The sequence below is a fragment of the Ruegeria sp. BI12 genome (assembly GCF_056537985.1).
The window spans coordinates 763,101-786,297 of record NZ_JBQFSL010000001.1; the positions used below are offsets into that span (position 1 = coordinate 763,101).

22 protein-coding genes and 2 tRNA genes are annotated in these 23,197 nt (G+C 55.5%); 13 read left to right on the top strand and 11 right to left on the bottom strand.

All coding sequences use genetic code 11. The annotated features are described in order from the left end of the window. Positions 1-7: 7 nt before the first annotated feature. The 3 genes from ACR0AK_RS03995 to ACR0AK_RS04005 are packed head-to-tail and all read right to left on the bottom strand — an operon-like array spanning position 8 to position 1,757. Complete coding sequence (locus tag ACR0AK_RS03995) at positions 8-439, bottom strand: DUF6691 family protein (protein ID WP_480792445.1); 432 nt, start codon at positions 437-439, stop codon at positions 8-10. Further along, positions 439-861 carry a YeeE/YedE family protein gene (locus tag ACR0AK_RS04000; protein ID WP_170560933.1) on the bottom strand — a complete coding sequence of 141 codons (423 nt, stop codon included), beginning with the start codon at positions 859-861 and terminating at the stop codon, positions 439-441. The genes ACR0AK_RS03995 and ACR0AK_RS04000 overlap by 1 nt, the downstream gene beginning before the upstream one ends. Positions 862-893: 32 nt before the next feature. Beyond that, positions 894-1,757 carry an MBL fold metallo-hydrolase gene (locus ACR0AK_RS04005; protein ID WP_170561518.1) on the bottom strand — a complete coding sequence of 288 codons (864 nt, stop codon included), beginning with the start codon at positions 1,755-1,757 and terminating at the stop codon, positions 894-896. 245 nt (positions 1,758-2,002) lie between these two features. On the opposite strand from ACR0AK_RS04005, the gene ACR0AK_RS04010 reads away from it, so the two are divergent. Beyond that, positions 2,003-2,218 carry a hypothetical protein gene (locus ACR0AK_RS04010; RefSeq protein ID WP_170560932.1) on the top strand — a complete coding sequence of 72 codons (216 nt, stop codon included), beginning with the start codon at positions 2,003-2,005 and terminating at the stop codon, positions 2,216-2,218. Positions 2,219-2,227: 9 nt separating this feature from the next. On the opposite strand, the gene ACR0AK_RS04015 is transcribed toward ACR0AK_RS04010, so the two are convergent. Continuing rightward, on the bottom strand, positions 2,228-2,446 hold the full coding sequence (locus ACR0AK_RS04015) for a hypothetical protein (protein ID WP_170560931.1): 219 nt from the start codon (positions 2,444-2,446) through the stop codon (positions 2,228-2,230). A gap of 160 nt (positions 2,447-2,606) precedes the next feature. Between ACR0AK_RS04015 and ACR0AK_RS04020 the strand changes: the two genes are divergently transcribed. Further along, positions 2,607-2,873, top strand: a complete 267-nt coding sequence (locus ACR0AK_RS04020; protein ID WP_058272185.1) for a DUF2312 domain-containing protein — start codon at positions 2,607-2,609, stop codon at positions 2,871-2,873. 12 nt (positions 2,874-2,885) lie between these two features. Here ACR0AK_RS04020 and ACR0AK_RS04025 read toward each other — a convergent pair whose 3' ends face one another. Then, on the bottom strand, positions 2,886-3,761 hold the full coding sequence (locus ACR0AK_RS04025; RefSeq protein WP_480792446.1) for a hypothetical protein: 876 nt from the start codon (positions 3,759-3,761) through the stop codon (positions 2,886-2,888). Positions 3,762-3,946: 185 nt separating this feature from the next. On the opposite strand from ACR0AK_RS04025, the gene ACR0AK_RS04030 reads away from it, so the two are divergent. Further along, positions 3,947-4,022 (top strand) — tRNA-Thr (locus tag ACR0AK_RS04030). A 486-nt stretch (positions 4,023-4,508) separates the two neighbouring features. Next, positions 4,509-5,477, top strand: a complete 969-nt coding sequence (locus tag ACR0AK_RS04035) for a methyltransferase domain-containing protein (RefSeq protein WP_480792447.1) — start codon at positions 4,509-4,511, stop codon at positions 5,475-5,477. A 701-nt stretch (positions 5,478-6,178) separates the two neighbouring features. On the opposite strand, the gene ACR0AK_RS04040 is transcribed toward ACR0AK_RS04035, so the two are convergent. After that, complete coding sequence (locus ACR0AK_RS04040) at positions 6,179-6,661, bottom strand: hypothetical protein (RefSeq protein WP_170560926.1); 483 nt, start codon at positions 6,659-6,661, stop codon at positions 6,179-6,181. Positions 6,662-6,898: 237 nt separating this feature from the next. Between ACR0AK_RS04040 and ACR0AK_RS04045 the strand changes: the two genes are divergently transcribed. After that, a tRNA-Leu gene (locus ACR0AK_RS04045) sits at positions 6,899-6,984 on the top strand. A gap of 11 nt (positions 6,985-6,995) precedes the next feature. Here the strand turns inward: ACR0AK_RS04045 and ACR0AK_RS04050 are convergent. Both ACR0AK_RS04050 and ACR0AK_RS04055 read right to left on the bottom strand, forming a co-directional pair. Next, positions 6,996-7,514: a hypothetical protein gene (locus ACR0AK_RS04050; RefSeq protein WP_254453020.1), complete on the bottom strand. Its 519-nt coding sequence runs from the start codon at positions 7,512-7,514 to the stop codon at positions 6,996-6,998. Further along, positions 7,486-8,235 (bottom strand): helix-turn-helix transcriptional regulator, encoded by a 750-nt coding sequence (locus ACR0AK_RS04055; protein ID WP_480792448.1) that lies wholly within the window; start codon positions 8,233-8,235, stop codon positions 7,486-7,488. The genes ACR0AK_RS04050 and ACR0AK_RS04055 overlap by 29 nt, the downstream gene beginning before the upstream one ends. A gap of 600 nt (positions 8,236-8,835) precedes the next feature. Here ACR0AK_RS04055 and ACR0AK_RS04060 point away from each other — a divergent pair. The 6 genes from ACR0AK_RS04060 to ACR0AK_RS04085 all read left to right on the top strand — a co-directional run bounded on the left by ACR0AK_RS04060 (position 8,836) and on the right by ACR0AK_RS04085 (position 17,969). Next, the gene (locus ACR0AK_RS04060) at positions 8,836-11,484 is read left to right on the top strand and encodes a hypothetical protein (protein WP_480792449.1); all 2,649 of its coding nucleotides are present in this window, start codon (positions 8,836-8,838) and stop codon (positions 11,482-11,484) included. Between the two features lie 128 nt (positions 11,485-11,612). Beyond that, positions 11,613-13,559: a type I secretion protein gene (locus ACR0AK_RS04065; RefSeq protein ID WP_170560923.1), complete on the top strand. Its 1,947-nt coding sequence runs from the start codon at positions 11,613-11,615 to the stop codon at positions 13,557-13,559. A 251-nt stretch (positions 13,560-13,810) separates the two neighbouring features. Then, positions 13,811-15,889 carry a type I secretion system permease/ATPase gene (locus ACR0AK_RS04070; protein WP_438826352.1) on the top strand — a complete coding sequence of 693 codons (2,079 nt, stop codon included), beginning with the start codon at positions 13,811-13,813 and terminating at the stop codon, positions 15,887-15,889. Continuing rightward, entirely contained in the window at positions 15,886-17,238 is a 1,353-nt protein-coding gene (locus ACR0AK_RS04075) for an HlyD family type I secretion periplasmic adaptor subunit (RefSeq protein WP_170560921.1), read from the top strand. The genes ACR0AK_RS04070 and ACR0AK_RS04075 overlap by 4 nt, the downstream gene beginning before the upstream one ends. A gap of 72 nt (positions 17,239-17,310) precedes the next feature. Next, positions 17,311-17,682, top strand: a complete 372-nt coding sequence (locus tag ACR0AK_RS04080) for a rhodanese-like domain-containing protein (protein WP_480792450.1) — start codon at positions 17,311-17,313, stop codon at positions 17,680-17,682. 98 nt (positions 17,683-17,780) lie between these two features. Continuing rightward, a complete protein-coding gene (locus tag ACR0AK_RS04085; RefSeq protein WP_170560919.1) occupies positions 17,781-17,969 on the top strand; it encodes a hypothetical protein in 189 nt (62 codons plus the stop codon). Here the strand turns inward: ACR0AK_RS04085 and ACR0AK_RS04090 are convergent, their stop codons facing one another. Next, complete coding sequence (locus ACR0AK_RS04090) at positions 17,970-18,728, bottom strand: alpha/beta fold hydrolase (RefSeq protein ID WP_480792451.1); 759 nt, start codon at positions 18,726-18,728, stop codon at positions 17,970-17,972. It lies immediately after the preceding gene. An 89-nt stretch (positions 18,729-18,817) separates the two neighbouring features. Here ACR0AK_RS04090 and ACR0AK_RS04095 point away from each other — a divergent pair, with 89 nt between their 5' ends. Then, positions 18,818-19,192 (top strand): hypothetical protein, encoded by a 375-nt coding sequence (locus ACR0AK_RS04095; protein WP_480792452.1) that lies wholly within the window; start codon positions 18,818-18,820, stop codon positions 19,190-19,192. Positions 19,193-19,264: 72 nt separating this feature from the next. On the opposite strand, the gene glyA is transcribed toward ACR0AK_RS04095, so the two are convergent. Continuing rightward, entirely contained in the window at positions 19,265-20,560 is a 1,296-nt protein-coding gene (glyA, locus tag ACR0AK_RS04100; RefSeq protein WP_480792453.1) for a serine hydroxymethyltransferase, read from the bottom strand. 168 nt (positions 20,561-20,728) lie between these two features. On the opposite strand from glyA, the gene ACR0AK_RS04105 reads away from it, so the two are divergent. Further along, positions 20,729-21,490, top strand: a complete 762-nt coding sequence (locus ACR0AK_RS04105) for an NAD kinase (RefSeq protein ID WP_170560915.1) — start codon at positions 20,729-20,731, stop codon at positions 21,488-21,490. Between the two features lie 259 nt (positions 21,491-21,749). Here the strand turns inward: ACR0AK_RS04105 and ACR0AK_RS04110 are convergent, their stop codons facing one another. Continuing rightward, on the bottom strand, positions 21,750-23,183 hold the full coding sequence (locus ACR0AK_RS04110; RefSeq protein WP_480792454.1) for an amidase family protein: 1,434 nt from the start codon (positions 23,181-23,183) through the stop codon (positions 21,750-21,752). Between the last annotated feature and the right edge of the window lie 14 nt (positions 23,184-23,197).

Consider the following 23,197-nt stretch of genomic DNA (forward strand, 5'->3'; position numbering starts at 1 on the left):
CAATTGCTTAGGCCGCGTTTGCGGATCTGTCCAGTTGCACACCAAGCTTGGGCGCCGCAATCATTCCCGCGAGCATCGCGGCAAGAAACACGATTCCGCCAAGACCGCCATAGGTGATGGACGCGATGGCTGGTCCCGGGCAGAGCCCGGATAAACCCCAGCCCATGCCGAACATGATCGAGCCGATAATCAGGCGGCGATCCAACTGAGGCGGGGTAGCCTTGGGAAACTGGCCGCCGGTCAGCGGCTTGCGGTGGGCCGTCATCCTCCACGCGATGAGCATGGGCAGGATCGCGCCGCCCATCACAAATGCCAGGGTGGGGTCCCAGTTGCCGAACACGTCCAGCCACCCTTGAACCTTGGTGGTATCGGTCATGCCCGAGATTAAAAGACCAGCACCAAACAGCGAGCCAGCCAGCAAAGAAATGAGAACCCGCATTAAATCAGCCCCCATAGATGCCGCATAAGTGCAATTGTTGCACCTCCTGCGGCGATATAGATCAACGTCGCGATGATGCCCCTGAAAGAAAACCGAGAGATTCCGCAAACCCCGTGCCCCGAGGTGCATCCGTTTGCAATGCGCGTTCCTGCTCCAACTAGAACTCCGGCGAGTACAATCACTGCAAAATTGCTGGTTAGATGGGTCTTGGGCGCAGAAGAGAGCAGAGGGCTTAAAACAAGTGGAGTTGCAACGACACCGGCAATGAAGCTTATGCGTTCAAGGGTCCGGTCACTGCCATCGACAAGACCCCCCAGAATTCCGCTTGCCCCCATGATGCGCCCATTGCCCAAAAGGTAGACCGCAGCGCCCAACCCGATAAGCAGGCCACCTGCCAGTCCCCAAATCCATTCTGTGTACATTTGTTGTCCTCAGTTTGCCTGATGGGTCCGCGTCACAACTTGTTGATCGGCACCTTAAGGAACACATCGCCCTGTTCGTCCGCAGGAGGCATCTGCCCGGCCCGCATGTTGACCTGCAGAGACGGCAGAATCAGGCGCGGCATGGGTAACGTCGCATCGCGCGCGTCGCGCATCTCTACAAATTCCTCGATCGACTTGCCTTGTCCGATATGGACGTTCAGGGCTTTTTGCTCGCCGACCGTTGTCTCCCACGCAAATTCATCACGCCCCGGAGCTTTGTAGTCGTGACCGACGAAGATGCGGGTTTCATCCGGCAGGCTCAGGATTTTCTGAATCGACTCGAATAACTTCTCCGAAGACCCGCCGGGGAAATCGCATCGCGCTGTGCCGAAATCGGGCATGAATAACGTATCGCCCACAAATGCTGCGTCTCCAATGACATATGTCATGCAGGCAGGCGTGTGGCCGGGCGTGTGAAGTACATCACCGCGCATCTGTCCGACGTGAAAGCTGTCGCCGTCGCGAAACAGGGCATCAAACTGGCTGCCGTCGCGCTGGAACTCAGTTCCTTCATTGAAGATCTTCCCAAAGGTTTCCTGGATCGTAACGATCTGTTCCCCGATGCCGATCTTTCCCCCCAGTTCTTGCTGCAGATAGGGAGCAGCCGAGAGGTGGTCGGCATGCACATGGCTTTCCAGAATCCACTCCACCCTCAGTTCATTGTCACGTACGTAAGCGACGATCTGATCCGCCGAGCTGGTTTTGGTTCGACCCGAAGCGTGATCGAAGTCCAGAACGCTGTCGATGATTGCGCAGGCCGTACCCTCGGGTTCTTGTACGAGATACGAGACCGTATTGGTGTCAGGGTCAAAAAACGCTTTCACAATTGGTGTCATCTGGGTCTCCGTCAGCGTGCCTTTAGTCATATATGTTTTTCAGAATATGACGCAACTGGCAATCTTCGATTTGATGCGTGTCAAGGCAAGTTAATCCAAATCCGAGTAGAATTTAATCATTCTGCCTCAGGTTGCCGATGCCGGGTAGGTGGCAGGCAGGTTTCCGCGCGTTTCTTCGTCAGGATAAGCAGGTCTTAAAACCGTTACCTATATCGGCGACAGTGATAGCAATTGGGAGGATTATTATGTCTGCAAGTAGTTTGTATTCCGAAGCCGAACACCTTGAGCAAAAGCTGCAGAATGCCTGTCTTGAGACCCGATTGGCGCTTCAGCCCAGTGTAACCAAAGTGATTGATCGGATGCGTCAACAGGGCGTACATGTGCCTTCGCGACTGCGACATCTGGATGCCGCGCTGTGTGAAGATGTGATGGAAGCGCAGTTCGACAATATGCCTGTTTAAGGCAAAGCGTCAGCTGAACGAAATTCCCAGGATCACCAGCATCAGGCCAATCACAGAAAGAAAAAGCGACGCCAGATTCCACGGCAGAACGCTTTGAACAGCGGCGCGCAACTCTTCGTCCGTCAGGCCGGACTTGCGCGCTTTCATCACACGCAGAATACACCAAACCAGGCCTAGTAGGCCGGCAAGCGAAAGGGCGGCACCGCCCCAGGTGATGAATTCGAACATGGTTCCCCACATTTCCTGCAAATGCTGCTTGCGCTTAGCGGATCGGCCGGGCGCACACAAGCCCATCGAGGATTGGATGCTTGCAGCCCACGCGGCGGCAATGTATCCGGCTAACTGCCATTGCTAATGCATCAGATCGCAGCCTTTTGGAGAGATAATTATGGAAGACGTGACCGAAGATCAGGCCGCCGCCAACTACCGTGTAACAGCGGGTGAGCTGCGTCAGTTCGTCGAACGGATCGAACGCTTGGATGCCGAAAAAAAAGATTTGGCGGAACAGCAGAAAGAGGTCATGGCTGAAGCCAAAGCGCGCGGATACGACACAAAAGTGATGCGTAAGGTCATCGCGCTGCGCAAGCGCGACAAGGACGATATCGCCGAAGAAGAAGCGGTGCTTGAAATGTATAAGGAAGCGCTGGGCATGTAAGTCGCCCCGGGGTCAGGGTTTCAGAACCTTCACCCCGGCCATCGTTTCCAGCTTGGTGAGATCCTGATCGTACAGTTCGGAAAACGCGTCGATGATCTCATCGCTCCATCCGGGCAGGTTCAATTCTTCTTCCATTTTTTCCGGTTGGGCATGGTTTTCCAGAACATCGGAAAGTGTATCCCGAATCTCAGTCCGTGAAAGCGTCGCTTCCTGGTTTAGGACTGCTTGCGCTTCCGCTTGACCTTCCTCGGTCAGCAACGAGATCAGCAGGTCATACTCATCTTTGATCGGAACATCGGAAGATAGTCCGCCGACGCTGCGAACAACGTCACCCCAGATAAGCGGGATGTCCTCATTGCACCACAAGGTGATCTGCACTCCTGGGGCAAAGTCGAGAATGTCTTCGATCATCCTGACCCAGCTGAGGTGACTTATATCATTGTTGCGGATCACGCCCTCGCGCGCCTGTTCTGGCAGGGACATCAGGTGCTTGGGGATAAAACTGCCGGGGTTTCTGAGGGCCAGAAACAATTCCAGCTGACAATCGCCAAAGGACTCTTCCAAAACAGAAAGGCGTTTGCCTGCAAAAGGATAGAATTGCCCATCCGAAAGTACCACGTCTTTCTCGCCGATAAAGTCTTCGCTGACGAATATGGCCCGCTTCACCCAAGGTTGGATTGGCAGATTGCTCCGAATACTTTCAACCTCATCAGGCAACGGGGGGCGTGTATTCAACGCCTGAAATGCTGGTTTGAACACTTGCCGGAAACGGCGAGGACCGAAGACAGCCACGCCATTTTGAGTCAGTAAGCCCCCATTGACTTGCAACGACCTGAGCAGCCGCCCTTCATCGGTAAAAGCCGCACCTGCGTGGATAGCAAACTGCATGTTTGGTTCTTGTCCTTGCATTCCTGAACCCGCCTGTCGAGTTACAGGCTGTGCCGGAGACAGTCAAATCCACACCCACCGCTTAAGAGTGAACGGCCGCATCGCAAGGAAAATCCAAAATCCCTAAGTTTGGATGAAAATTGAGGCTTGCAGTCCGTCAAAAGAGAAAGTAATCGACACCCAGCGCCCCTATAGCTCAGCTGGTAGAGCAACTGATTTGTAATCAGTAGGTCCGCGGTTCGAGTCCGTGTGGGGGCACCATCCAAAAATCAAAGACTTACGCTGTTTTTGGCGCCGGGGTCTCTTTCTCTGCTTCCGCCATGTGGGCCTTTGCTCTTTGTTTTGAGCGGAAATCGGATTCGGAGTTAGTGGCCGAGATACTATCCTGAATTTAGGAAGGCCTGGGCACAATCTGACTGACGGACAGGGTTTAGGCATGGCTGTGCGCGCTTCAGTTGCCGGCCTGCCGATTCTTTGCGGGAATGGCGACAAACATGCCCACACTAATAGTGTCTGTTTCTTGAAAGCGCGCATTGCGAATTTTGCCCTTAGTAAGTTGAAAAAGTGGATAGAAGGATTTCGTCCGCCCCAATCGGCCGGGCGGCGACACGACGTCGTTTGATTTAGTTCCTGAAACAAAAAAAGACACGACCAACAATTCCTAAGTAACGCCGCCGAAATCTGAGATTGAAAGGCGTGCAAAGATGAACCAGTGTCGAGATTGGCAATTTACCCAAAGGAACTTCCATGCAGAACCGTGACGCCTATTTGAGCTCGTTTGTCAGCAAAGAAGAAAATGGGTTGGAGATTGGCCCAAGCTATAACCCGATTTTCCCAAAGTCTGATGGATGGAACGTTATGGCCCTGGACTATCTGGATAGACAGGGACTCATAGATAAGTACGGTCCCAAGGGCGTCGATATCGAACGTATAGAGGAGGTCGACTATATCGTGGAAGGCTCTTCATTTGCATCGTCTGTTCCCAAAAAGCAAAAGGGAAAGTTTGGCTTTATTGCCCTCTCACACGCCCTCGAGCACCTTGTCGACATCATTCGCTTTTTCAAAGACTGTCAGGAGGTTTTGAACGAGAACGGCAAAGTCTTGATTGCGATTCCAGACAAACGTTTTTCGTTTGATTTCTTCAGGCCAATCACAACCACCGGCGACGTCTTGCGTTCGTACTGGGCGAACGACAAAGTGCACCCTGCTGACGTGCTATACGACAGCTCGAACCTCATTTGTGCAAACAACGGCCATTCAGAGTGGGTGGTTGACCATGAAGTATCAAGCTTCGATTTTCACTACGCCGATCCACGACAAGAGTGGGCAGAATTGTCAGAAACGCGCGCAAAAGCCGTTTCGCCCCCTGAGTACATTGACATGCACCGTTGGGTTTTCACACCAAGCAGTTTCTTGTTCTTGATGCGTGACCTATTGGAAATAGGCGCAATCGATTTTGAAGTCACTGATATCAATGTCGGAGAAGGGCCAAACATTTTTGCTTGTTTGAAGCGAGTCCAGGGGCCTATTCCGTTCACACAGGAGGACCGCCGGCACCTGCAATATGCAATACGGTTGGAAGACAAGCTCTGCCAAAAATTCCTTGAATCGTCTCCAGATTATAAGCATTTCTTGCTAGGGCGCGGTGTGGATTCTCGAACAGCAAAACTGTCTGACTTAGCCCTGAGAGAGTTGGCGTTCAAATCAAACCAATAGGTACAAAAAAGCTCGGCCGCCCGGGCCGGTCAAATGTTTGTTTTAGGGCGAGGACGACCAGACAAGAAGTTTGAAGCCTTTCCGTGTAGCATCGCGCCAAACAGCGCGTGGTTTACAAAGGTGCACCTACAACAGTATTCGCGCTCACTGTCTCAAAAATGCCTATTCCAACAGTGGTGATGCAGTCGAAGGCGTCTCCATCCGAAGTTCTGTGGTTGTCCGCTCTACGCAAAATGGCTAGAAAAAGAGAGCCAGTTTCCAAAGCGGCGTATCGCCTGAATGCCTGAACCGAGGAAGCTTACCGACGGCGGCGATGGGCTCAAAGCGGACATAAACAAATAAGAAACCGTCCTTATCAAGGGGCGGTCTCTATGAAGGTCACGCGGGCCGGTTTAGATACTCACGTGCCCAACTAGTCTGTCCGTGGTTCGAGATCGAGTGGGGCACCATTAAATTCCAAACTTAAAAATGTTTAGGCTTACCGCCCGACCAAGCGAACGAACCTGTCCCGGTCGCATAGCGCGAAACAGGCTCATTCATGGTGGTTGGTTCTGATCTGAGGTCCCACGGCGCCAAGGCTCCCGGGTTCTGGGAAATTTGCAGGGCATTGACTGACGCGGCGCAACAAATAAATGTATTGCCGCATTGAATTCTGACAGGAGCCGTTTGGCTACAAAGTCGCCCAGTTCGATACTTGCGGATCAGCTTAAGCCTATAGTGATTCCAAAGACGTAAAGACTGGAGGGCTCAGTGATCTTTTGCATGAACTCGACCCAGTCCTCACTATACATCTGTTCGAAATGAACAGGGTAGGCCCAAACTAGGTTGTGAAAAGTGAAGGTTGTCAGCAAGACCCCAACGGTGCTGGCACTTGCGAACTCTTTTTGTTTGTCTCTGAGAAACATAGAAATGACCATCCCCGCCAGGCTGGCCATTGCGATACCGATGAAATCCTGCGCGTTCACGTTGCCAGCTTCCGGCACGCCCACCATTTGAAATTGAATGAAGCGGGTCAGGAAAACCACCACGGACCCTAGTGCAAATGCACCCACGAACGCGCCAGGATACGCGAGGCGTTTCCAGACGCTTTCGGTTTTGGGTTTCGGTCTCTGGCTGGCTGTTTCTTCCGTGCGTTTGTTAATTTGCGCGATACGATCCTCAAAGGACTTGTGCTCGGTGCTCACGATTAGACTCAATTACTTTTCTGCTCTGCGGCACGAACTTAACCGTAAGCGGATGTTAGGCAAGTGTCATGCAACCCAAAAGAAAGTGATCGAGGTGTTATTGGCATGCGTAAGAAGGAAAAAGTCTAGCAATGCCTCAACGTTTTGAATCCGAATTTTCCCGGGCGAAACACATTGTATTCATCACCTGATGGCCTTACTGAGTTCCTGAGGTCCAACGTCGGCCCGGCACGCTGAGCGGGCGTGATGGAATGGTAGACATATCAGACTTAAAATCTGAAGGGCGTACGCCCGTGTGGGTTCGAGTCCCACCGCCCGCACCAGCGCACAACTTTTAGGTCGGAAACCCAAGATCGTTGATTAGTTTCCACATATCCCGGTTTGCCACGGATAGCTGATCGACCACCTTTTCGATTTCCTTCATCGCGACCTCATCAACGGTATCCTGACGACCCAGTTTGATGTCCGTCTTCCGATCTGCAATGCGCATCAGGATGGTTTTGGGGTTCCCGCTGTCGGGGTCGAAGGAATAGATGCAATGGTTGTATCTGTTCCGAATGCCCGACAGCTTGCTGAGGCGCTGCGTGTGCTTAAGGATCGGGTCACGTATGTCTGGCGGGCGACCTTCCATCTTGGCCAGCCGTTCGACCAGATCGATTCTCGCGCGGGTCGTATTCAGCGTCAGAAAAATGATGACCGAAATATCCTTACTAGTTCGGGTCAACCCGGCAATCAGGTGGATCAACAGGCTTTCCGTGTTGGTCCACATGTAGTTCAACTTGCCGACCATTAGGATCAGGCGGTCAAAACGGGCTTCGAAATCGTCAGTCAACGGGCAATTCTCGCGCTTCATCCGACGCGACCTCGAAATAGAATTGTGCGGCTGCGGTCCGGTTGCTGACACCGATCTTGCCCGCCACATTATGCATATGAAGTTTGACCGTGTGTTCGGTGATGCCAAGGTTTGATGCGATGATCTTGTTGCTTTGACCTTTCGACACCAGTTTCAGCACCTGTTTTTCCCGGCGCGTAAGTTTTGAGTATGTCGGGTGAAGATCGCTTGGAGTAGATGCTGCTGTCGCAACGCTATTTGAAGACGTGGGGGCGTGCGCAACGCAATCTGCAAGAAAACATGGAAGATAAAGCTCTTCATGCAACAGCAGCCGCAATATGGATCGCCACACATCCGGTGCGACGTTCATCGGTAGGTATCCGATGTCGCCGAATTTGCCGCGATCCCATTTTTCAAACGCCAGTCGGGCCGCTTCCTCTTTGCGGTAGGCAAAGGCCAGGCTTCCTGATCCAGCGATTTCCGTATAGACCTTCGGTCGGTTTAGCAGGTCGTCCAGCATCATTTGATCGACGACAACCACCTTTCCGGCCCCTACATCCGAGCCGCGTGATGCTGGCAGAGCGTCAATTGTTGCGATCCGGCGTGTGATTACGCCAAATTCGGTTTGAACACCATGAATGGTTTGGTCTGAATAGAAGAGTTCTTTGCCGACGAAATTGATCGAGAATTCTTCGGGATTAGAATTGTTTGGAACAGCACTATCCTGAAACGGAATGCCCATTATTCCCCCCTTAATTTACCCACACCGCGAAAAAATGCGGCGAAATTGTAACCAGTACACGTAGTGCAGAATTTGAAGTGATTAACAGTATAGAGCTGTGACTATAGCGGAAAGTACAAGTTTCATCAACGCCGTCGGTAATCGTGTAAAAACAGTTCTAATACTTTCGATTAAGTTACCTATGCCGCTTCCCGTTTAAGTAGAAGAAATCGTTGGCTTTCCTAAACTGCTGGTTTCAATCTTGCCGCGCAGGCTGGCAAAGCGGGCTTTTTCATCCACTGAAGTTTTAGGGCAATGAAAACAAGGCACTGAGCGTTCTAGTGCTTTAGGGTAGCTATTCAGCTCGCCCTCGGCCTGCAAACATGAGTCTGCTTCTATTTTGAAGTCATAATTCCTGATGTGTCGGCGAATCGCGCATTAACGCGAGCCATTTCTGCAGACACGAAGTCGGCTAAGCCGAGAAAGGAGGGTGGGAGATACTTCACTAAACGAGACCGCACCAAGCGCGTTTTGCGCCTGTGTGTTTTTCCTAGTTCAACCGCGCCAGTAGCCGTTTTGTAGATGAATGATGGCCCGTGCGCTTTATAAGTGGAAAATAATATGTCACGTGGACGTAACAACAATCAGAACAACGTTGTAGACGTAGAAGAAATTAACACCGGCGATGTCTTTATTCCGGTAGAAGATGTCAACATTAAAGAAGCCGACATCGAACTTGAAAACACCGAACAGAAAACCAAGGTCGACAACGAACAGGGCCAAGGTCAGGATCAAGAGCAAGCTCAGAAGACCAAGGTCGACAATGAGCAAGGCCAAGGTCAGGACCAGGAACAAGGCCAGGGTCAGGATCAAGGCCAGCACCAGGGTCAAGGTCAGACCAACGGTGACAACGAAAATGACAACTCAAACTGGGTTCACATCGATTTCGGCGAAGAAGGTATGCCGAGCGATGATGATGTCGTTGACATCGACGCTAACGGTTCAGAATTTGGTGATGTGATCACCGCTGGTGGCGATATTGACTACGATCCCGGCGATGATCTGAACCTGAACATCGACATGAGCGGTACAACAACCGCAATGTCGGCGATCAACAGCCAGTATGCCAACCTGAGCGATGACGATACTCTTGAAAACGCCGAAGTGAACAACGACGGTACCTTCAAGCAGATGGGCGATGCCAAAGGCGGCGACGCAACTTCTGGCGACGGCATCAGCGCAGGTGCTGATGGCGGAAACTCTGGCGATGGTGGCGAGACCACTGCCGGTGACGCTTATGGCGAAACCTACGGCGGGCACACAGCGGCCTTTGGTGGTCATAGCGGTGATGCCGACGGTGACGGCGATGGCGGAAACGGTGGTGACTCCGGTGACGCACTGAACTTCGGTCTGGGAGTCGGACATTCTGCAGCAGATGCGGATGGCGACAGCACCGGCGGTGAAGGTGGCGACGCAGACGCTGAATCGGATGCCGAAAATGAAAGCGAAACCGAAGTCGACATCGATAGCGATGGTGGCGACGGCGGCAACGCTGGTTCGATCGGACTTGGCGTTGGGCTTGGTCTCTCCGGAGCAAGCAATGACGGTTCTTCGGAAGGTGGAGACAACGACTCCGAAGCCGACACTGAAGTCGATTCCGAAGCTGACAATGAATCGGAAGCCGATGACGCAAACGGCGGAAGCGGTCTGGCTGGCAACCTTGGCGGTGCTTTGAACGAAAGCGAAACCGAAGCCGAAAACGGTGACTCCACATCTGGTGGTAACATCGGTCTTGGCCTTGCGGGTGCAGGTTCGGAAGCAGATGCAGATGCTGACGGTGGTGACGCTGATGGCGGCGACGGCGACGGCGGTGACGGCGATGGCGACGGCGGTGACGGCGGTGATGCCGACAGCGGAAACGGTGACGGCGGCAACGGCGGCGACGGAGACGGCGGCAACGGCCCAGGTGGCGACGGCGACGCTGGTGAAGTGACTGCCGGTGACGGCGACGGCGGCGACGGCGACGGCGGCGACGGCGACGAAGGCGGCGACGGTGACGGCGGCGACGGTGACGGCGGCGACGGAACTGGCGGAACGTCCGGTCAAGTCGACGGTGCGCTTGCAGCTCTGAACCAGCAGAACGGTCTGATTGGTCAGAACAATGGCGCAGCTGGCGCAAGCAACGGCGGTGGTGACACCAATGGTGGCAACCCTGGTGTTGGTGGTGCTGGTGACGGCGGCAACGGCCCTGGTGGTGATGGCGGCGACGGCGACGGTGGTGACGGTGCTACTGGCGTTGGCGGCGATGCCAATGGTGGCAACGGCCCAGGCGGTACGGGTACCGGTGGTACTGGTGTCGGCGGTGCCGGTGCTACAGGTGTCGGCGGTGCAGCTGATGGCGGCAACGGCGACGGTGGCGACGGCACAGGCGCAGCTGGTGTCGGTGGTGCCGGAGGCGATGCTGGTGCTGACGGCGGTGAAGCTGACTCGCAAGCCGATGCTCAGGGCGTAGGTGATCAGGACGCCAAAGGTCCGGTCGTTACGCAATCGCCAGGCGACGCCAACGGTGAAGCCGACAACAACCAGAGTGCGGAAAACAATGCCGGTGACGGTGGAACCAACGATGTCGATGGTTGGGCACAGTCCAATGGTACCGGTACTGCGACCGCTGACGGTGTCGGTGGAGGCGGCGGTGCTGTCCAGCAGGACGCGACGTCCACGGGCACAGGTGCCGGTTCTGCAGATGCGGTGAACACCGCCGGTGACGGTGGAATGTCCGACGTCTTCTCGGAAGCTGACACTGATGGTTCGGCTGACAGCATGGCAGAGGCTATTGCCGGGTATGGCGGCGACGCGATGTCCGACAACGACGCAACCTCGACCGGAACGGGCAGCGCCACTGGTGCAGCACAATCAGGTGTCGGTGGCGGCGGCGGTGCCGGTGCCGGATACGGTGGAACCTCTGGCAGTGCAGCAGGCACGGCTAACGGTGGTGAAACCTACGGCGCTGACGTCGATGGTGGCGCGGCCTCGGGTGCATACTCGGGTGCTGGCGGTGCTGGCGGTGACGCTGGATCGTGGGGCTCGGGCAATGCCGGAGACGGTATCGTCAACGGTGAGTCCTATGCTTCGGCAGCGGCCGTGGTGGACACATCGGCATTCAACCAGTCGATCGTCATGGGTGCCAACGTGCTTGGTAACTCGGTCGATACGACCATGGTTGGTGGCGCGATGACCGCAACCCACAACAGCGACGACACTGACGTGTAAGTTGCAGTCAGGGCCCGAATTATCGGGCCCCGACCATCTGACGAAACTGCCGAGGCCGCGACAGGCGGCCTCGGTACAACAAACCCAAAGCGGAAATTTTAGGCCGGGGCGGGGAAAAGGAAACCGATATGTCTCTCGACAGTATTACAGAAACGATTGCGCATTTTGTTGGAACCTTTGAGCTTACTATTGAACAAGTCCGTCTGCGGGAGCAGTACGAAGAATTTACCGCGCTACGGCGCAAGAACGATCTGGACGAACTCGAAGACCCGATCACCATCAAGGTCAAGGCAGATCTGAAACTCGATCCGGGTCAGTACGAACCACTTCCGTATAAACTTCTGCCGCCGCCTCCTGATCTTCCCCTGCCGCCCATACCTGATGGGCCACTTGAAACGAGCGAGATGTTTTCCGGTCAGGCTTTTGGACCTGCCTCATACATCCCCGATGCGCAGTTTGGTGAAGCGCAGACAGCTATATTGATTTTGGACCCACAGGTCCCGCCGCTCATCATCGGATCAGCCGTAACCTATAACTTCCAGACAATTGTCATGAGCGACAACGACGTGGTTGGGCATGGCGATTTCCGCGATGTCGAAATCCAGATTGCGCAAGGCCAGCAGATGCTGGATGTCGCCTTGTCGATGCATGCAATTGCAACGCCATCTTTGAACATTGAAGACTATAAGTCGCTGGAATACCTCGAAAGCCTGGCTGATCAGATGCAGTCGCCGATGATTTCTCAAATCGAAGGCGTAACCATCCACCAGTTCCACGGCGAGGACGCGCTGGGCGTTATCGTGAATGGCGAAGTCGTCGAAGAAATCCCGGACTGGAACGACCTTCTGCCGGCGCACCATCAGACTGAAGATGAAGACGAAGAAGAGAATGATGCGCCGGACATGATGCCGGCCGAATGGGATCGTTCGGATGACGATGAGTTCGGCGAGGGCCACACAGTTATCGCGGGCGGAAACCTCGCCGTGAACCAAGTCGCCATCACGGTGGCATGGGTGGATGCTCCTGTTATCGCAGTGGGCGGAAAATCCGTTAACCTTACGGTGGTCAGCCAGGTGGCAGTCGTTTCTGACATCGATCAGGGTGGCCCCGGCGTTCAAAGCGATACCAATGTGGTTCAGGCCTCATATATCGGGACGGAATCCAGCGAAGAATGGTGGCAAGACGACAGTGTAGCGGAGCCGGGTGCGGATCCGATTGTCTCGGTTACATGGATACAAGGCGATTTATGGGTCACGAACTTTATAAAGCAGGTGATCGACGCCACTGATATCGACAAAATCAGCACGGAAATCTCAGCTTCGACCAGCTTGTTCACGCTGGGTGACAACGTCTTGTCCAACGTGACCAACATCGTTCAGTTGGGTAACTTCTATGATCTGATCATGATCGGCGGAAACATGGTTTCGGTCGATATGCTGCACCAGACCATCGCGTTGTTGGATGACGACGTATATGGAAATGGCAACACGCCGGAAGAAGGTGACGACAATCTGGTCATGAACCAGGCTTCTCTGACGACGACCGGCGAAGACACGGTTGAAGAGCTGGACATGGCCCATGCCGAGGCCATGCCGCTGCAGCAGATTGATCGCGAAGCGTTTGAGGACGCTCTGACATCCAATCCCGACTATGCCGGTATGGAATTGATCCGCGTACTGAAGATCGAAGGGGATCTGGTGCAGATCAACTCGGTCGAACAGGTTACATTGCTGCAGGATCAGGACGATCTTTCGGTTGATGGTGCTGCCGCCGTTGATGCGGTGGTCAACGGTGCCGGAAACGCGCTGTTGAATGCGGCCAACGTCACCAAGGTTGGTGTCGATTCAACCGTCATGGCGGCTGGTGGCGAGTATTCGGAACTGCTGTTGCACCAGGCTGAGTTGCTGGACATCCCTGAAGTGCCAGACGCTTCTGAGTTGGCCAATGAAGCCATTGCCATACTTATGGAAGAGACAGCAGCGGCTGGCGAAAACGCTATTGCTCAGGCCCAATCGGACCTTACGCCTTCCGAGATTGCAAGCACCGATGATGCGATGCAAAGCATGTTGGCGTGAATTTTCTATCCGTTTTGGTCAATCCGTGTTAGCGTAAAGATTGTATTTGTTACGAGTGCTCCGAAAGTTTTAAAATGTCGATTGTTTTTTCGTCGCGTCGTTCTCTTGATGCCAGCCCGCTTGATATTGAGGGCGTTGGTGCACCAACGCAGCCAAATGGCAGCGATGGCCCCCAACCAAAAACAGCTAAAGCGCAATGTTTGCGTCTGAACAAAGAAATGCGTGTGCCAGATCCAAAGGACAGTCCCCAGATGACTGCGAAAAAGGATGATGCGGTCGCCGCAAAAGCTGTGAAGCCCAATAAGTCGGCGACCAAACCCAGATCGGAACCACCAATTCGTGCCGCAGCTTCCCCCCGGCGCGAACAGTCGCAGCCCGCTCAAGATCAGAATGCCCAGGGCCGCGACGCTGGGGTGGCCGAAGAAGCCCAAAGCCCCGATCCTAACACCGCCACGGAGACGACAGCGCGGGTGACCCCCCAAACGCGCTCGAAGGGTGGTGAACGCATAGGTGCCACTATCGAGGCTAAGGCGAACGAGCCGATGCAACTCCGAAAAACGGGCGGAGGTGACGGCAACGGGCCACCCCAGACATTTCACAAACGCACGCCGCCAGAGGATTTTCAGAACACTCTGCGTACCTCTTTAAAGGCGATTTGGCGCAATTTAGCATTTGTTTTAGTTCTGACCTGTGCAACCAACATCCTGATCCTTGCGATCCCGATCTACCTGTTTCAAATCAGCGACCGGGTGCTGACCAGCCGGTCACTGGATACGCTCATCATGCTGACCGCTATTGTTGCGGGGGCAGTGATCTTCCAGGCGGCCTTTGACGCGGTGCGTCGCTTTATTCTGATGCGCACAGCGGTCGAGGTTGCCGCGCGGTTGGGTGCACCCGTGTTGAGTGCGGCAGCCCACGCGTCGCTACATGGCAACGGCCGCGAATACCAGACGCTGGGCGATCTGCAGCAAGTGCGCGGGTTTCTGGTGTCAGGTACGCTGATCTCATTTCTAGACGTGCCATTCGCGCCGCTGTTCATCCTGATGATCTTCCTGGTGCATCCGCAGCTGGGATCAATCGTTATTGTCACGGCGCTGTTGCTGATGATTATCGCGTTGATTAACCAGAAAATGACCGCCAAACCATTTGCTGAGGCGAACAGGTCCCAATCCATGGCGAATCTGCACCTCGACTCTATGGCACGTAACAGCCAGATCATTAATGCTCTGGCAATGATCCCAGAGGCGGTGCGCATCTGGGGTCGCGACACGGCTCAATCCCTGACATGGCAGGTGCGGGCGCAGGACCGTAACGTGATTTTTGCGGCCATCTCACGCGCTGTTCGCCTGTTGACACAGATTGCCATCCTGGGCTGGGGCGCGTTTTTAGCTCTGCAGGGTGAGATAACAGGTGGTATGGTAATTGCTGCCTCGATCATCGCCGGGCGCGCATTTGCACCCATCGAAGGGTCGATCGAAGGCTGGAATACATTCCTACTGACGCGCGCAGCCTTCGGGCGCATCAAGAACCTTCTGTCCAATTCGGCGCTGCAGTTTGAAAAGCTGCGCCTGCCGCGTCCCGAAGGACGCATGGATGTGGAACGTTTGCTCTATGTTCCGGGTGGCACCAAACGTGTTGTCCTGAACGGGATTAGCTTTTCGCTCAACCCTGGCGAAACACTTGCCGTTATCGGTAATTCCGGGGCCGGCAAAACCACATTGGGCAAAACGCTGGTTGGGTCGATCCTGCCGACATCCGGCAGTGTCCGTCTGGATCTGATGGATATCCGAAATTGGGATCCGCGCCAGTTTGGTGAAAGTATCGGTTACCTGCCGCAGGACGTTCAACTGTTCCCCGGGACGATCAAAGACAATATCGGTCGGATGCGTGCAGATGCGACAGATGAGCAAATCCACGACGCCGCTGTTCTGGCTGATGTACACAACATGATCGCCACGCTGCCGCAAGGCTATGAAACTGTGGTTGCGGCGGATGGTTCGCCGTTGTCGGGCGGCCAAAAGCAACGGATCGCACTGGCGCGCGCGTTCTTTGGCAATCCGCGCATGGTGGTTCTGGACGAGCCGAACTCGAACCTGGACGTTGCCGGTGATCAGGCGCTGTCGCGGGCAATTGCACAGGCCAAGGAAAACAAGATTACCGTTGTGGTGATCACTCAGAAACCGACGCTGCTGAGCGTCGTCGACAAGATCATGCTGCTGACGGATGGTCGCGTGGCGCTGTTTGGTCAACGTGAACAGGTGCTGCAACAGTTGAATGCCTCTCGCGGGAACAGACCCGGCATTCAGTCACAGCAGGGGGGACCGGCATGAACGAACTTGTACCCGTAAACAACGATCCCAAGGACCCAACTGTTTGGTATGCCGAGGTACCACGTACGATACACCGCTTTGTTGTCATCGGAATAATCATGCTGGTGGTGTGTTTTGGCGGATTTGGCATCTGGTCCTTCCGTGCGCCGCTGGCTGCGGCGGTGATCGCGCAAGGCAGCTTTGTTGCGACAGGCCAGAACAAGATCGTACAGCACCTCGAAGGTGGAATTATCGAGGATATCAAGGTTATTGAAGGTCAGTCCGTTATCAAAGGGCAGGTCATTATGACCCTGGACCAGACCTCGGCCGAGTCAAATGAACGCGAACTGTTCATCCGCATGACCCGTCTGCAAGCCATGTCTGAACGCCTGTCCGCTGAAAACAATGAGCTTGATCGGCTTGAGTTTTCTCCTGAGCTTATTGAAGCATCAGACGATGTCGAAGTGATGGCAATCCTGGACGGGCAAAAGATCAGCTTTGATGTATCCCGCAAAACACTGTTGAACGATATCGCTTTGCTGCAACGCAATATGGAAGCGCTAAAAATACGCTCAAGCGGGTTTGAAGCGCAGTTGGAAAGCATGGTGCGGCGCTCGGAAATCCTGCAGGAAGAGTTTGAAACCAAACAAGCCCTGTTCGAAAAGGGATTGGTGCGCAAGGGCGACATCAATACGATTCGCCGTGTGCAGGCCGAGGCCGAAGGCCAACAGGCGCGATTGACGGCTGAAACGGCTGAAATCAATCAGATGATCCTAAAATACGAAGAACAGATTTCACGCACACGGTCCGCGTATCGTGAGGCGGCGCTGGACGAATTGGGCGTGATTGCCGCTGATTTGGAAAGCGTTCGCGAAAAATCCCGGCAAGCCCGCAGCGTTTTGAACCGTGCGGTTGTACGGGCTCCGGTGACAGGCACCGTGGTGCGATTGCACTATCACACGGCTGGTGGCGTAATCGAAACTGGTGAACCGATCGCGGAAATCCTGCCTAAGGATGCGCCCCTGATAATCGAAGCGCAGATCCCCCGGACCGAAATCGACAGTGTCGTGACCGGTCAGCAGGCAACGGTTCGACTGGTCGCACTGAATCAGCGAACCACTCCTGTACTCAGCGGCGAGGTCTACTATGTCTCGGCGGACGCGTTGGTCGAAGATTCGGCAGGCGTCATCCAAGAGGTTTATCTGGCGCGCATCTCGCTGGAACCCGACGAGATGGACCGTGTGCGTGGGTTTGTTCCCACACCCGGCATGCCTGCAGAAATCATGATCCAGACCGAGGAACGCACCTTTGCGGCCTATATCGCAAAACCTGTGACAGACAGTATGTCGCGCGCGTTCCGCGAGCATTGACCGCCTTATCGGTCTGCTCTTTCCCGAATAAGCGTGTTAGCCTCTGGTGAAATTCACCAGAGGGGGCACTTTATGCCATTGACCGTAAGTCAGATGATGGAAGCAGCAAACGCTGCCGTTGAACGGATCGATACAAACACCGCAAAAGACCTTATCGGCCAGGGCGCGTTGTTGCTGGACGTGCGCGACGCGGTCGAGCTGCAGCAATCGGGCCGCGCACAGGGCGCGCATCATATCCCGCGCGGTATGCTCGAATTCCGCGCAGATGACGCCTTGCAGTCTCATGACCCTGAGTTACGAAAAGACCGCGCAATCGTGCTGTATTGCGCGGCAGGTGGTCGAGCGGCGCTGGCGGGCAAGTTGTTGAAAGATATGGGGTATGAAAACGTCTATAACGTCGGTGGTTTGGTGGATTGGATCAATGGCGGCGGCGAAGTTTCCTGATTTTTGATCTCGTACCGTCAAATTCTGACGCAGATCAAGGCATATCAATTCCCAGTTGTTTAATGTGATCGTCAGGCTTCAACAAAGAAAGACGGACGATGATACGCCTTGCCTCTATTCTGTATACTTTGATCGCAACTGCTCTGGCCGGGTCGGCCGTTGTTGCGGTGTTGTCGGCGGGCCTGATGTCGACAGTCGCGATCGTATCAGCGGCCGCTGCGGGCAGTGTGGCCGCTATACCGGTGTCCTGGTTGATCGCGAAGCGACTGTACCAGAACGCGGCTTGATCAGGCGTTCAGATAGGTCCTGACAGCGGCTTCAAACTCACGAGGTTTCTCGGCGTGCAGCCAATGGCCCGCGCCGGGGATTTTCGCAAATCGTGCCGCGGGAAACAGTGCGCGGATTGTGCTGCGATACTCGGGTAGAACGTAATCGGAGTCTCCGCCCGACAAAAACAGGACCGGGCCTTCCCAGGTCGCGTCCGTTTCCGGAAACCCCATGATCTTTGGCATCTCGGCCGCCAGAGTGTCGAGGTTCAGAAGCCAGCGTTTGCCTTTGATATCCAAAGATTGCGTGAAGAAGCTTTGCAGTGCTTTTTCCACGCCCTGCGCGGCCAACTGTCCCTCGGCGTCCGAGCGCCTTGTGATCGTTGAAAAGTCTACGGCGCGCATGGCTTCGATGAACTGTATTTGGCTGTGCGAATATGTGACCGGCGCGATGTCGGCCACGATCAATTTTCGCACCAATTCGCCGTGACTCAGCGCCAGCGTCATCGCGGCCTTGCCGCCCATTGAATGGCCGACAATATCTGCCTTGCCGCCATGGTGTCGGATTACCTCAGCCAGATCCTCGGCCAGATCGGGGTAGCCATGCTGATCGGTCCATTTGCTGTAGGCGTGATTACGCATATCAACTGCAATGACCTGCCTCTCATCAGATAACCGACGCGCAATAACTCCCCAGTTTCGGGCTGATCCATACAGCCCGTGGGCGATCAGCAGAGGAGGGTTCGAGGTCGGTTCACCGTGAATGATCGTGTTCAGCATTTTGGTTTGATACCTGCGCGCGTTTCAAACGACCAGCCCCATTGTCGCCCCTGCGGCCTGAAGTTAGACTGCGCCGACAGGAGGCCGTTATGTCGCAAAACACAGATATCCAAAGCCAGATCGCGCAGACGGTGGAATTGTTGCGTCAAAAGCTGGGTGTAAAGGACCAGACGCTGACAGCTTCGGTGCGCAAGGCCAAGCGCCGGTTGCCACGCCGAATCTACAAACAGGCAATGATGCTGGCCGGTGCCGAACAGATGGCCTCACATCCCAAATTGCGGTTGGTGCTGGACACACCGAAATTGGTTAAGGCTTCTGAAGAGGTTCAGACACATTTGAGCGGCATTAACCTGGCCGATCGCCGCTGGGGCTGGTTCCTGAGCTTTCTGGCGTCGCTGGCATTGGGGTTTTTGGCGCTGGCAGCGTTGACGGTTATTGTCCTGCGCTGGCGCGGCTATATCTGATCGCGTTTGCGGCAATCCCAATGAAAAACGGCGCCCATTGGACGCCGTTTTGATTTGTGATCATCGTGTGGATTACAGGTTCGGATAGATCGGGAACTTCGCGCAGAGGTCTGCGACTTCGGCTTTGACCTTGGCTTCGACCGCGCCGTTGCCGTCTTCGCCATTGGCAGCCAGACCGTCGACCACTTCGATGATCCAGTCCGCGATCTGGCGGAACTCGATCTCGCCAAAGCCACGCGTGGTGCCCGCGGGGCTGCCCAGGCGGATACCGCTGGTGATGGTTGGTTTTTCAGGGTCAAACGGCACGCCGTTCTTATTGCAGGTGATATGCGCCCTGCCCAGAGCCTTTTCGGTCGCGTTGCCCTTGACGCCTTTGGGGCGTAGGTCAACCAACACCACATGGGTGTCGGTACCGTGGGTCACCGTGTCCAGACCGCCCTTGATCAGCTGATCCGACAACGCCTGCGCGTTGGTCACAACCTGCTGGATGTAGCTTTTGAACTCGGGACGCAGCGCTTCGCCAAAGGCCGCCGCCTTGCCTGCGATCACGTGCATCAACGGGCCGCCCTGAATGCCGGGGAAGATGGCCGAGTTCACTTTCTTGGCGATGTCTTCATCGTTGGTCAGGATCATGCCGCCACGCGGGCCGCGCAGGGTCTTGTGCGTCGTGGTGGTTGCCACATGCGCATGCGGGAAGGGCGAGGGGTGTTCACCTGCTGCAACCAGACCAGCAAAGTGCGCCATGTCCACGTGCAGGTAGGCACCGACCATATCGGCGATCTGACGCATGCGGGCAAAGTCGATCTGGCGGGGGATGGCCGAACCACCGGCGATGATCAGCTTGGGCTGGTGCTCTTTCGCCAGCGCCTCGACCTGATCGTAGTCCAGCATGTTGTCTTCCTTGCGGACGCCGTATTGCACCGCATTGAACCACTTGCCCGACTGGTTGGGGCGGGCGCCGTGGGTCAGGTGACCGCCTGCGTCCAGCGACATGCCCAGAATGGTGTCGCCGGGTTGGATCAACGCCTGAAATACACCCTGATTGGCTTGGCTGCCCGAGTTTGGCTGTACGTTAGCGAACTCGCAGCCGAACAGTTCCTTGGCGCGGTCGATGGCCAGGTTTTCGGCGATGTCCACGTACTGGCATCCGCCGTAATAGCGACGCCCGGGATAGCCTTCGGCGTATTTGTTGGTCATAACCGAGCCCTGCGCTTCCATCACGGCGGCAGAGACGATGTTCTCGGATGCAATCAGTTCGATCTCGTCGCGCTGACGACCCAGCTCGGATGTGATCGAGCCGAACAGTTCGGGATCACGGTCGGCAAGGGACTGGGTGAAAAATCCGGTATCACGGAGATTGGCGTTCATGGGCGCTCCACATGGCTGGGTAACAATATTGCGGATTTCCTATCGGAAACGGTACATGCGCAAAAGCTGTAAAGCGACGATTTGGCCCGCTGCGGCGTCAAGTCTGGCCTATCGGGGAAAGGTATGGTTGTTTCGGAACCAAATGTGCAAGACCGGAAACCACAACAAATGATTCAGAGAATCGCTTTTCTTGCCAGTGACGTCAAAGTGGCCCAAACCGCCCGCGACGTTCTGGTGAAACGTTATGGCAACGCCGCTCCGCGTGATGCAGATGTAGTTGTGGCCTTGGGCGGTGACGGGTTCATGTTGCATACGCTGCACAACATGCAACACCTGGATACGCCGGTTTATGGCATGAATCGTGGCACGATCGGCTTTCTGATGAACGAATTCCACGAAGAGGACCTGATGGCTCGTCTTGGTGAAGCCGAAGAAGAAGTCATCAACCCACTGGCCATGCGCGCAATGGATCAGTCCGGCAAGACGCACGAGGCACTGGCGATCAACGAGGTGTCGCTGCTGCGCGCCGGGCCACAGGCAGCGCGCCTCAGGATTAGCGTTGATGGACGGGTGCGCATGGATGAGCTGGTCTGCGATGGTGCTTTGCTGTCCACGCCCGCCGGATCGACCGCCTACAACTATTCGGCCCACGGCCCGATTTTGCCGATCGGATCGGATGTTCTTGCCTTGACGGCGATTGCCGCGTTCAGGCCGCGCCGTTGGCGCGGGGCGCTGTTGCCCAAGATTGCCAAAGTACGTTTCGACGTTCTGGATGCGGACAAACGTCCGGTAATGGCAGATGCAGATTCGGTGTCTTTTGCGGATATCGACTGGGTCGAGATTCGTTCTGAACCTTCAATCCAGCATCGCATCTTGTTTGACCCCGGCCATGGGTTGGAAGAGCGCCTGATTTCCGAGCAATTCACCTAAATTATCGGACTTACGAAATTTTTAGAACTTGTGTGAAGCAGTTCACATGAGGTTCATTAACTTTCCGCTAACCTGATCTTGCCTGGAGAACACGTCTCGGTGGGAGTGAGTGGCCACCAAACGGCGTTTTCGAACGACTGCGCAGTTTTAGCGCTGGCGAGGGTAGGTGGTGCTACGCTCGTTAATGATATCCAGGCATATTTTAGTATGCGGACCCCGGGCACAATAACCCGGGGTCTATTTTCGTTCAGGTGTCGGTTTACACGCCCATCTTCTCCCACAATGGCAGGCACATCTGACCTACACGCGCCTCAATCGCAGCGGCAGCGTCTACGGCCATGTCTTCGCGCCAGCGGCGGGCCGCGATCTGAACGTTGATCGGTTGCGGCCCCTTGGGCAAGTCCGCCAGTCTGGCCGGAACACAAGCAGCAGGCAGCCCAAGGAAGTTCATCGCATAGGAGTAGACGGCGCAGCCAAGTACCTCATGTACGCCTTCAGCGCCTTCCGTATCCCGATCCGGCTTGAAGAACGGTTGCGGCAGGAAAGGCGACAAAACCAAAGCATAGTCTTCCATAAATAATGACCATTCACGGGCGAAGTGGCTGCGCCTGGCCAACATCCGGATCAGGTCGGTTTCCACTATCGGCGGAAACTCCTGAAAATAGACGTCAAAGATTTCGCGGATGGTCTCGGACCCCGCTGCTTTGATGTCTTTTTGCATCAAGGTCAGCACTTCGCCCATCAGGGCGCGATAGCCTGACCGCCCGCATTCGAAGACGTCGGGCGGGTCGATCTCTTCCACCTGATAACCTGCGTCGACCAATGCGTCACGGGCCGTATCCAGCGCTTTGTCGACCTCGGGGTGCAGCGCATAGCCGAAAGTGTTCTTGGTGAATGCCACTTTGATCGGGGCTTCCGCGGCCTCTCCGCGCCACGGCCTTGAAACATGGAACGGATCGCGCGGGTCGGGTGCGATCAGGCTGGGCATAGACAGATGCAGGTCGGCAGCTGATCGTGTGATCAGCCCTTGCACCGACATTGATTGAGCCAGAATTCCGCGCTCGGCTTGCTGGCTGGGGTTCCACGCAGGGACACGCCCCAATCCGGGTTTCACCGTGACCGCACCATTGGCCGCCGCTGGAAACCGCAGGCTGCCGCCGATGTCGTTGCCATGCGCCAGCGCGCCGATCCCGGCCATTACTCCTGCACCAGCCCCGCCCGAAGACCCGCCGGGAGAGATATGTCGTCCCCAAGGGTTGTGTGTCCGGCCATGCAGCGGGTTGTCAGTATCGGCACGGAATGAGAATTCGGGCGTGTTGGTCCGCCCGATCACGATGGCCCCGGCATTCTGCAGATTGCGCACAACCGGCGCGTCGTCGGGTGCGATCACATCCTTCAGGGCAACAACACCGTTCGAGGTCGCATGCCCCATTTGGTCGACGTTGATCTTGATAGTGACGGGAACGCCATGCAACGGCCCTGCAGGTGCACCGCCCGCCACGGCCGTATCCAGTTCCCGCGCGCGCTCCAGCGCCTCGGTGCTCAGGTCTTCGACCACCGCGTTCAGGTCCGGGTTGGCCTGATGCATTCGGTCGACTGCATTTTGAGTGACCTCCAGCGCGCTCAACTCACCGCTGCGTGTCAAGGCGGTCAGGTCGGTGGCGTTCAAACGCCAGATATCGGTTTGTGTCATGGGCCCTCGCTGTC